This is a genomic window from Achromobacter sp. GbtcB20 (assembly GCF_019091095.1).
GTDB lineage: Bacteria > Pseudomonadota > Gammaproteobacteria > Burkholderiales > Burkholderiaceae_B > Achromobacter > Achromobacter mucicolens.
Genome location: NZ_JAGXJZ010000017.1, coordinates 129,608 through 137,865, shown reverse-complemented (window position 1 = coordinate 137,865; position 8,258 = coordinate 129,608). Strand labels below are relative to the sequence as shown.

The window sequence follows — 8,258 nt, the reverse complement described above, 5'->3', positions numbered from 1 at the left end:
AAGTCGGACTCAGTACCAAGAGAACTGGCACCATCCACACGACCCAAGGCAAGGAAGCCGACGTCGTCATCCTGGTTCTGGGTGGCAACCCGCAGAACCCCGGCGCCAAGGACTGGGCCGCGCAAAAGCCGAATCTGCTCAACGTGGCAGTCAGCCGAGCGAAAAGCCGCCTTTACGTCATTGGCGACCGGCAAGCCTGGAGTCAAAGGCGGAACTTCTCGGTGCTTGCGGCAAAGATTCCGGACCTTTCTTGCACGTCGGCAGCAGAGAACGGGGCGACATCGCCACCGCCCGCACGCCCTCGCTTCAGCTTCAGACTCGCATCGCGGTAGCGTAGTTTTCAAACGTCACTGCCCTCTTGCCCCTGCTCGAAAGCACGACCGTGCCGTCCGACCCAGTGCACGAATCTCAAGGCTGGCCGGGACGCACGCCCAGCGCGCGCATCCACGGCATGTCCGGCAGACCCTGGATGGGCGCCCCGCCCGGCATCGGAAAGCCCACGGGATTGAGCGCCGCGTCTTGCAGCACCCGGGCCCATTCGCGCGGGTCGATCGGTTCGCCCATGCGCGCGCGCACGTCCAGCAAGTCCAGCGCCGCGCGCCGGTGCCCCGCCTCGGCCGCGTCGCGGAACAGGCGTTCGGCCACGGCGTAGTTCTTGGGCACGCCGCGGCCCATGCCGGTCAGTTCGCCCAGGTAGGTCTGCGCGGGTGCGAAGCCCTGGTCGGCGGCGCGCTGGTACCAGCGGGCGGCGACGGGGTAGTTCTGTTGCACGTGCTCGCCGTTCTCGGCGATCAGGCCCAAGGTGGTCATGGCGACCACGTCGCCCGCCTTGGCGCGCGCCTGCAGCGACGCGAGCCGGGGTTCATCCACATACTGGGCGCCCCGCTCGATCTCGTATTCCCACGCGCTCATGCGCGCCTTGATCAGGTCGCGGCCCAGGGTGGGCGACGGGCCGCGGCCCTGCGCGGTCTGGCCGCCGGATCCGCCGGGCGTCGCGGGCGTCTGCCCGTCCGCCAGCGTCGTGAAGGTCACCGTGCCGACCAGGCTGCTCGCGTAGTGCGGAATCTGCCGGTAGGCGGTGGCCACCTGCACGTCGGCGGTCAACTGCTTGAAGAAGGTTTCCACGGGCGCCGTGCCGGGCAGCGCGCGCAGGCCCTGCGCAAAGTAGTACGCATAAGGGCTGTGACGCGGCCCTTGATTGCCGAAGCCGTCCTCGGCGGTCGCCCCGGGCTGCGTCGAAAACGCGATCAGCTCCCCGCCCGCGGGCACGGCATGCACCAGGCCGGCGGCAGGCGTGCCGCGCGTCAGGTTGGTGCGGCAGGCGTCCAGCACCATCAGGCGCGCGCGCACGTTGGCGCGCCGCAGCGCCTGCGATACGCGTCGCAGGCTTAGCGAGCTTTGCTGCGCCGTGCGGATGCGCACGTCGCCCAGCGGCAACGGCAGGTCCACGCCAAACAGATAGTTCACGTCGTCCACGGCGACGGCGTGTCCGGCGAAGTACATCAGCGCCAGATCCCCGCCGGCGGCGCGATCGGCGAATTCGTCGACGGCGGCTTCCATCTGCGCGGTGGTCAGATCCGTGAGCAGCGTCACATCGATGCTTCGCTGGCGCAGCGCCTCGGCGATCAGGCGCGCGTCGTTGACCGGGTTGACGAGCGCGTTGGCCGGCACGGCGTAGCGGGCGTTGCCGATCACCAGCGCGTAACGGCGCCGGACAGCAGTCGGATTGGACGCCGCCTCGGGGTCCGCCTGGGAGGGCGCATTGGATTCGGCGTTGGACGCCGCCGCGCTGGCGGCGGGGCCATCATCCGGCGCCGGCGCGGGCGTGGCGGGCGGGTGCGACGGCGCGGCCGAAGGCGGCGGGTCGTCGTCCACCATGTTCCGATTGTTCAGCCCCCTGGCGTTGCTGCCCGCCGCCCACACGGCGGTCGCCGGTCCGCCGCTCAGGGCGGCGCCAAGCAACGCCGTCAGCAGACGCCGCCGCACGAGGGGGTGTGCGCGCGAAATGGGTGCGCCGGCACGGGCGGGTGGGTCGATGCGCTTCATGAGGGTTCGCGAACGGGGTTTCAAAGGGGGGGCTTTAAGGGGTGGGGCAGGCGCCGGACGGCGCTGCCGTGGCGGACAGCGCGCCCAGCGCCGCCGCGGCATCTCGCAGCGACGACTCGCGCGAGGCGGCCAGGACGTACCGGCCGTCCGCATCGGGGCCGTCGACGATGGACACGGCGTACTGGGACAGGGTGTTGCGCAGTTGCCGGGCGGTCAACGCGTCGGGCAGGTCCACCACCAGGCGCGGGCACGAGGCGCCCCCGCGCGTCAGCACCGCATCGGGCGCAGCGCCGCCAACGTCCGGACCGACGGGCGCCTGTTGCGCCACCACGACGGACAGCACGATCGCCAGAGCCCAGCCCAATGACATCAAGGGGCTGGCGGGCGTGGGCCACAGCCACTGCCACAGCCGGCGCGCGCGGGAGGCTGGCGCGTTCCGGGGACGCTGCTGCGCTAGCGCGCGCAGAAAGGCGGCATCGCGCTCGGCCTGTCCGATCTCGTTGTGCGCCAGCTGGCGGGCTTGGGCAAGGTTGCGCCACGCCTCAAGCTCTGCCCGCAGCGCGGGATCGCGCGCGAGGTCCGCTTCGAAGGACCGGCGGGCATCCGGATCCATGTCGCCCGACAGATAGGTCAGCACTCGGTCTTCGGGCATCATCAGTCCATTCCTTTACGCGTGCAGTCGGTCACCAGCTTGCGCGCGGCGTGCAGGCGGCTCTTCACGGTGGGCACGTGCAGGTCCTGCTGCCGCGCGATCTGTTCCATCGGCATGTCGTCCAGATACAGGAACATGGTGGTACGCAGCGTGTCGCTGAGTTTGTTGATGCAATCGCGCATGCGCTTGATGATCGACAGGTGCTCGTAGGCGCGCGCCGGGTCGTTGAACTCGGAAGGATCGGCCACGTGCCGCGCATCGCCGAGCGCCGCGTCCTCCCCTTCCTCATTGCCCTGCGGGCCAGTCAAGTGCACTTCGTGCCGCGTGCGGCGATGGATCTGGATCAATTCATGCAGCGATCCGCGGTACAGGTAGCCGCCCAGCTTGCTGACCGCCAGCTCGTGCGCCGTCCATCCGCCCTCGGGCTGGCCGTGCAACAGGGCTTCGTCCTTGAAGGAGCGCGTCTGCAGGAACTTCATGAGCGCGTTATTGAACGCATCCACCACGCCTTCCGGCGGTGCATTGAAGAATTTCCTGCGCAGCTTCAGCGTGATGTGCTGCTCGGCCTTGTTGCGAAACGCCAGCGCGTAGCGCGGGTCGGCGTGCAGGATGCGCAGCAGCGCGTCAACGTTATTGATGACGTAACGCTTGGAATCGAGCGTATTCATGATTCGGATTCTGGGAGCTGCGGCACCTTAGCTGCGCAGGGGCGGAAAATCAAGCGCGGCGGCGCATCGCGGCGATGCCGCGGACGGTAAAGGCGATGGCGATGGCCCCGCACAGATAGAAGCCGAATCCGAACGACAGGCTGTTCCACAGGTTGGACGCCATGTCGCCCGCCAAGCTGCGGCTGGCGCGCGAACTGCCCATGAAACCCGCGAACTGGCGCGTCGCGTCCATGACTTCCCGCACTTGCGAAACCACGCCCGCCAGCGCAATGGCCCACAACGCCAGCGGCGCGAAATAGCCCAGGCGCGCCGCGCGATGTTCCAGAAGCGAAGGCAGCAGCGGCCCGGCAACGGCCAGCAGCCACAACACGGCATACACGCCCGCGCCCGCCCCCTGCCCGGCGATTGCGCCCTGCAGGCTGGCGCCGTTCTGCAGGCGAAGCATGTCGTAGAAGCTCATGCTGGCGGCCGATCCCATCATGCGCACGGTAATGACGGCAAAGAGCGTCGAGCCCAGCAGGAACAGCATTGCGCCCGCCGCGTCGCCGCGGTTGACGCGCCGCGCCGCGATCGCCGTCCAACGCGCCGCATGGGTCCTGGCCTGCGCCAATACGTCTTGTGCTTTGTCCTGCATGGTCTTTCCTTGTGAGGGTGAGGCGCGAAGGCCGGTACTTGTCGCTACGCGCGCACCGAACAGAAGGTTCGATTTTTTTTGGGTCTTTTTTGGCGATTGCCCTTTCGGGTTCCGGTTTATGCTTCGCCCCAACTTTTTTCGAACCTTTTCCGAATCGGCGCGTAGCCATGGTCAAGGGCTCGCCTTTTCAGCCCCGCCTGCTGGAACGCAAACCGCCACTTCCACCTGCCGATATTTCCCACCATCAAGAACGGAGCCTTCAAACATGTCCACCCCTACCCCGCTGTCCGCCCTGTACCAGACCCTCGTGCAAGAAGAACTGGGCCTGGTCGCCAGCCAGGACGATCAAGGCGACGTGGTCTTCAAGCATCCCGATCTGGGCATCATGTACTTCAGCCTGAGCGACGCAGACCCCGAGTTCCTGCGCCTGGTCTACCCCAGCTTCGTGCAGGCCGACGAACTGGACCTGACGCGCGACCAGTTCCTGGAGGTCATCAACGTCGTGAACAACCGCTGCAAGGCCATCAAGCTGACGCTGGCGCCCGAAAGCGCCGACCGCCCCGCACGCGTGTCGGCGTCGGTGGAGAGCTTCGTGGCCGCCCCCGACACCCTGCCCGACCTCGCCCTGCTGCGCGGCATCGCGGCGCGCTGCGTGTCGGCCGTGCGCCATGGCGTGCACGAACTGGTCAAGCTGTCGATGGAGTTCAAGCAGGCCGCCAACTGACGCGCGCCCGCGCCGCGCAATTGAAACAAGTCTGGCCCTGCGTTGTAACTTTGCGATACATTGCAGGGCTTTGATGAAAATGGCGCCCAAGAGGCGCCAATTTTTTCTGCCTCCAACATGATGTCGATGCGCCTGTCCGATTCCCGTTCGTTGCTCCTTCGCCTTGCGGCCAGCGTGCTGCTCCTTGCAGGCTTGTCCGCCTGCGCCGTCAAGACCAATTCGCGGGGCAACCTCGTGTACGGCGTGGACACCGCCGCCCTGTTCGGCACCGAGATCGGCCAGTTTCCCTTGCAGGATGGCGGGCTGGGCACCTTGCGGCGCGAAGGCAAGAACTTCTCGGTCAAGCTGTCGGGCAACCAGCGCGTGGTGCCGATCAACAACGTGGAATCGGCGCGCATCGCGCGCACCGAGAACGTCGGCTCGCGCACGGTGGTCGTGATCGAGACCCAGCGCCGCAATTGCGATTACCGCTACAGCGTGCTGGCCATCGAAGGGTCCGACGTGCTGTCGTGGGACGTGGGCAATTGCCGCGACCGGCCGGTCGTGCTGGTCCAGGATGACCGCAGCGCCCTGACTTTCGACTTCCCCAAGGGTTCGTCGATCGAACGCTTCGTATACACGCAGGACGGCCGCATGCGCCGCGGCAACGTGAAGGCGGTGGCCGGATTGAATCCGCGCGCCAAGCCGTTCGCCGACGAATCGCTGTATCCGCCCGGGTACATGGATTCGATCCGGCTGCATGGCGTCTATCCCCCGCCCGCCGCGCCGGCCGCCCGGCCGGGCAAGGCGGCAAAGCCCGCCAGTGGCAACCGGCCGAACCGGCGCACCGCCCCCGACGCTCCCGCAGCGGTGCAAACCCAGACGGCCAGCGGCGCGGCCAGCGCAGGCCGCGTCGTGCCACCGCCCCCGCAACGGGTGCCGGCGGGCGACACGCCCGCGCCGGCCCGCTCCGGCACGGCGTCGCGCACGCCCGCCAAGCTGGACCTGCCCGACGAGGAAATCACCTCGACCCGCCTGGATCTGAGGGATTGAACGTGCGCCAGGCCCAGATTCGCCAGATCCTCTTCCTGATCGTCCTGACGGTCATCTACCTGAGTTTTGAACTCGGGTTCAACGCCCGGCTGCTCGATGTGGTGGGCAGCCGCGCGACGCCGCACGACATCGAGGAACTGGAATTCTTCGGCCGCACCCTGTCCGGCATCGCCGCGGCGCTGGTCGTGCTGCAACTGATGCTGGCGCGGCGGCTTGCCACCGGCGGCCGGCCGTCATCCCTGAAGATTGCCGTTGCCTGCGTGGTGACGGCGCTGGTCGTCTTCAGCGCCATCAAGATGATGGTGAACGTGCTGGTCGACTCGCGCGACGGCGAGTTCCGCCGCGTTGCCACCAACGCCGGACTGCTGCAACGATCGCTGGTGCAGGGCGACCTGCATCTGGATGGGCTGGTCGACGATGGCGTCTACGCGCGCCCCGAAGGCAAGGCGTTTCTGGCGGTGTTCCAGGTGCTGCTGTCCAACATCGACAACCTGGACGAGAAGGTCGAACCCAAGAAGCGGCAGGTCATCCGCACCGACCTGCAACGCCAGATGAAGACCTTCACCTTCGATGACCGCGAAGTCCGCATGACGGCGCCGGGCATTCGGGGGTATCACCAGGTCTACACCAGCGTGATGCAGTCCGTGGCCGAGCGCTGGAAGAAGTACGCGGGCGTGCCGGTGGCATCGGACATCGGCCTTGCGCGCGAACAGGACCGCGCCTGGGGCGATTACCGCCGCAACCTGTCGCGCCGCGGCTGGACCCCGGAAAGCGTGCCCGCCCGCTATCAGGGCCGCGTGGTGCAGGACGTGCGCAAGCGCATTCCCGTGCCTGCGGGCTGGCAACCGCACGACCGCGCCACCTTCAACGAAGCCGTCGCGCAGCAATACTGGAAAACGATGCGCAGCCGCACGGTGCACGTCGAAGGAGACGCCATCCCGCCGGGTCTGTCGTACGAAGATTTCGTGGCGCGGCCCGGCGTGCAGAAGCTGCTGCGCCAGACCTTGATGGTGCCGGCCACCATGAACGTCGCGCCCAACTACACCGACGCCGCCGGCTTCAAGCGGCTGTACGACGGCATGCTGGACCGCGCGGTGGACGAAGCCCTGCCGCGCTTTTCGGCGAGCAGCGCGGATTTTTCGCGCGGCGGCCAGCATTACCAGCTGGGCCAAGACGCCGCGCGCGCGGCCATCGTGCCGCCCGTCGCGCTGCTGTTTTCATTGCTGGGCGCGGTGGGCCACTTCGGCAAGCTGCTGTACCTGATCGTCAAGCTCATCGTCTGGCTGCGCACGCCCGCCGGCCAGCAGCCGGGACGCACCGCGACGCGGGCCGCGGGCCTGGCGCTGGTCCTGACGCTGGCCTGCGTCTGGACCGCGTTCTCGTTCATGCAGAACGGCGTCACGCAAAGCGACCTCTTCCAGCAAATGTCGCGCGTGGAAGGCGGCCGCGATGACGAATCGATCGGCCAGGCGCTGCGCCGCCGCGTGCTGGCCAACGTGGCGCACGTGATCGTGGTGGGGCAGGCCTACACCTACCCCTTCAACGAGGCCGTGCGCACCTACGTGCTGGGCGGCTTCCGGTTTGGATACCACGGCCATGCGAGCTAGCCGTCTGATTGCCGCGGTGCTGGCCGCCGCGCTGCCCTGGTCCGGCGCCAGCGCCGCCTGCCTGGGCATGCAGGTCCATGCGCATCGCGGCGCGCCCGCGCTGCCTGAGAATTCGCTGGCCTCGATTCGCGCGGCCTACGCCGGCGCGTGGGATGGCGTCGAAATCGACATGCAGCGCCTGAAGGACGGCACCTGGGTGCTGCATCACGATCTGCTGACCGGCAGGACGGTGAGCGGCGTTGGGCGCAAGGCCGTGCTGCAACTGTCCAGCGACCAATGGCGCGACGCCAGGCTGACGGGCGCGGGTGGCGGGACGCCCCCGCCGTTCCTGACTGATGCGCTACGCGTCGCGGCCGCGCAGCCCGCCAAGACCTTCAATGCGGAACTGAAGGTCATCTACCGCGATTGCGCGCCGGTGTCCAAGCTGGTCGCCGGCATGAAGGCCGCGCTGCCGCACGGCAACTGGATGATCACGTCCGCCTTCCCCGAGGCGCTGCGCTGCGTGCGCGGCACCGACCGGCAGGGTTATCTGGGCCTGATCGTGTTCGACCCGCGCCACGCGGAGTCGGTGGGCGCGAATCCGCTAGGCAAATACGTTTCGCAGCGCGCCGCCGCGCCCAAACTGACGCGCCAGTGGCTGGCCGACCTGTCCGCCACCGTCGGCGCCCCCGTCGGCGTGCACGTGGACGCGCTGACGCTGGCCGCTAACCCCCAATTGCTGCGCGACGCCGCCGCGCAATCCGTGCGCGTCTTCGCGTACGCGGTCGGCGGTGATGCGGCCCTGGCGCAGCAACTTCGCGCCACGAAGCAGCGCGAGGGCTATCTGCCGTCCGGCGTCATCATCGACGGCGATGCGCAGGCGTTCTGCCGGGCGGTGGGCGGATAGCGTTAATAG

The 8,258-nt window shown here is 68.1% G+C and carries 9 protein-coding genes; 5 read left to right on the top strand and 4 right to left on the bottom strand.

The genetic code is table 11. The annotated features are described in order from the left end of the window. Window positions 1–332 (top strand): AAA domain-containing protein (locus tag KVT32_RS20650; protein ID WP_217618805.1); only part of this gene is annotated, 332 nt, incomplete at its 5' end. A gap of 76 nt (window positions 333–408) precedes the next feature. Here the strand turns inward: KVT32_RS20650 and KVT32_RS20645 are convergent. The 4 genes from KVT32_RS20645 to KVT32_RS20630 are packed head-to-tail and all read right to left on the bottom strand — an operon-like array spanning window position 409 to window position 4,000. Next, complete coding sequence (locus KVT32_RS20645) at window positions 409–2,046, bottom strand: caspase family protein (RefSeq protein ID WP_253854821.1); 1,638 nt, start codon at window positions 2,044–2,046, stop codon at window positions 409–411. 34 nt (window positions 2,047–2,080) lie between these two features. Further along, window positions 2,081–2,701, bottom strand: coding sequence for a hypothetical protein (locus tag KVT32_RS20640; RefSeq protein WP_253854819.1), 621 nt, complete (start codon window positions 2,699–2,701; stop codon window positions 2,081–2,083). Beyond that, window positions 2,701–3,366, bottom strand: a complete 666-nt coding sequence (locus tag KVT32_RS20635) for an RNA polymerase sigma factor (protein ID WP_175155234.1) — start codon at window positions 3,364–3,366, stop codon at window positions 2,701–2,703. The genes KVT32_RS20640 and KVT32_RS20635 overlap by 1 nt, the downstream gene beginning before the upstream one ends. 49 nt (window positions 3,367–3,415) lie before the next feature. Next, complete coding sequence (locus KVT32_RS20630; RefSeq protein WP_217618804.1) at window positions 3,416–4,000, bottom strand: hypothetical protein; 585 nt, start codon at window positions 3,998–4,000, stop codon at window positions 3,416–3,418. Between the two features lie 265 nt (window positions 4,001–4,265). Here KVT32_RS20630 and KVT32_RS20625 point away from each other — a divergent pair, with 265 nt between their 5' ends. From KVT32_RS20625 to KVT32_RS20610, 4 genes are all read left to right on the top strand, one after another. Further along, a complete protein-coding gene (locus KVT32_RS20625) occupies window positions 4,266–4,724 on the top strand; it encodes a hypothetical protein (protein WP_152382488.1) in 459 nt (152 codons plus the stop codon). Window positions 4,725–4,841: 117 nt separating this feature from the next. Next, on the top strand, window positions 4,842–5,756 hold the full coding sequence (locus tag KVT32_RS20620) for a hypothetical protein (RefSeq protein WP_227741294.1): 915 nt from the start codon (window positions 4,842–4,844) through the stop codon (window positions 5,754–5,756). A gap of 2 nt (window positions 5,757–5,758) precedes the next feature. Next, a complete protein-coding gene (locus tag KVT32_RS20615) occupies window positions 5,759–7,363 on the top strand; it encodes a hypothetical protein (protein ID WP_217618810.1) in 1,605 nt (534 codons plus the stop codon). Continuing rightward, window positions 7,353–8,249 (top strand): glycerophosphodiester phosphodiesterase, encoded by an 897-nt coding sequence (locus KVT32_RS20610; protein WP_227741295.1) that lies wholly within the window; start codon window positions 7,353–7,355, stop codon window positions 8,247–8,249. The genes KVT32_RS20615 and KVT32_RS20610 overlap by 11 nt, the downstream gene beginning before the upstream one ends. Window positions 8,250–8,258: the final 9 nt, after the last annotated feature.

What these genes read in the sequence shown, in the direction of transcription:
- KVT32_RS20640 (WP_253854819.1), bottom strand. Translation starts at nt 2,701, where the DNA reads ATGATGCCCGAAGACCGAGTGCTGACCTATCTGTCGGGCGACATGGAT.
- KVT32_RS20645 (WP_253854821.1), bottom strand. Translation starts at nt 2,046, where the DNA reads ATGAAGCGCATCGACCCACCCGCCCGTGCCGGCGCACCCATTTCGCGC.
- KVT32_RS20625 (WP_152382488.1), top strand. Translation starts at nt 4,266, where the DNA reads ATGTCCACCCCTACCCCGCTGTCCGCCCTGTACCAGACCCTCGTGCAA.
- KVT32_RS20610 (WP_227741295.1), top strand. Translation starts at nt 7,353, where the DNA reads ATGCGAGCTAGCCGTCTGATTGCCGCGGTGCTGGCCGCCGCGCTGCCC.
- KVT32_RS20620 (WP_227741294.1), top strand. Translation starts at nt 4,842, where the DNA reads ATGATGTCGATGCGCCTGTCCGATTCCCGTTCGTTGCTCCTTCGCCTT.
- KVT32_RS20630 (WP_217618804.1), bottom strand. Translation starts at nt 4,000, where the DNA reads ATGCAGGACAAAGCACAAGACGTATTGGCGCAGGCCAGGACCCATGCG.
- KVT32_RS20635 (WP_175155234.1), bottom strand. Translation starts at nt 3,366, where the DNA reads ATGAATACGCTCGATTCCAAGCGTTACGTCATCAATAACGTTGACGCG.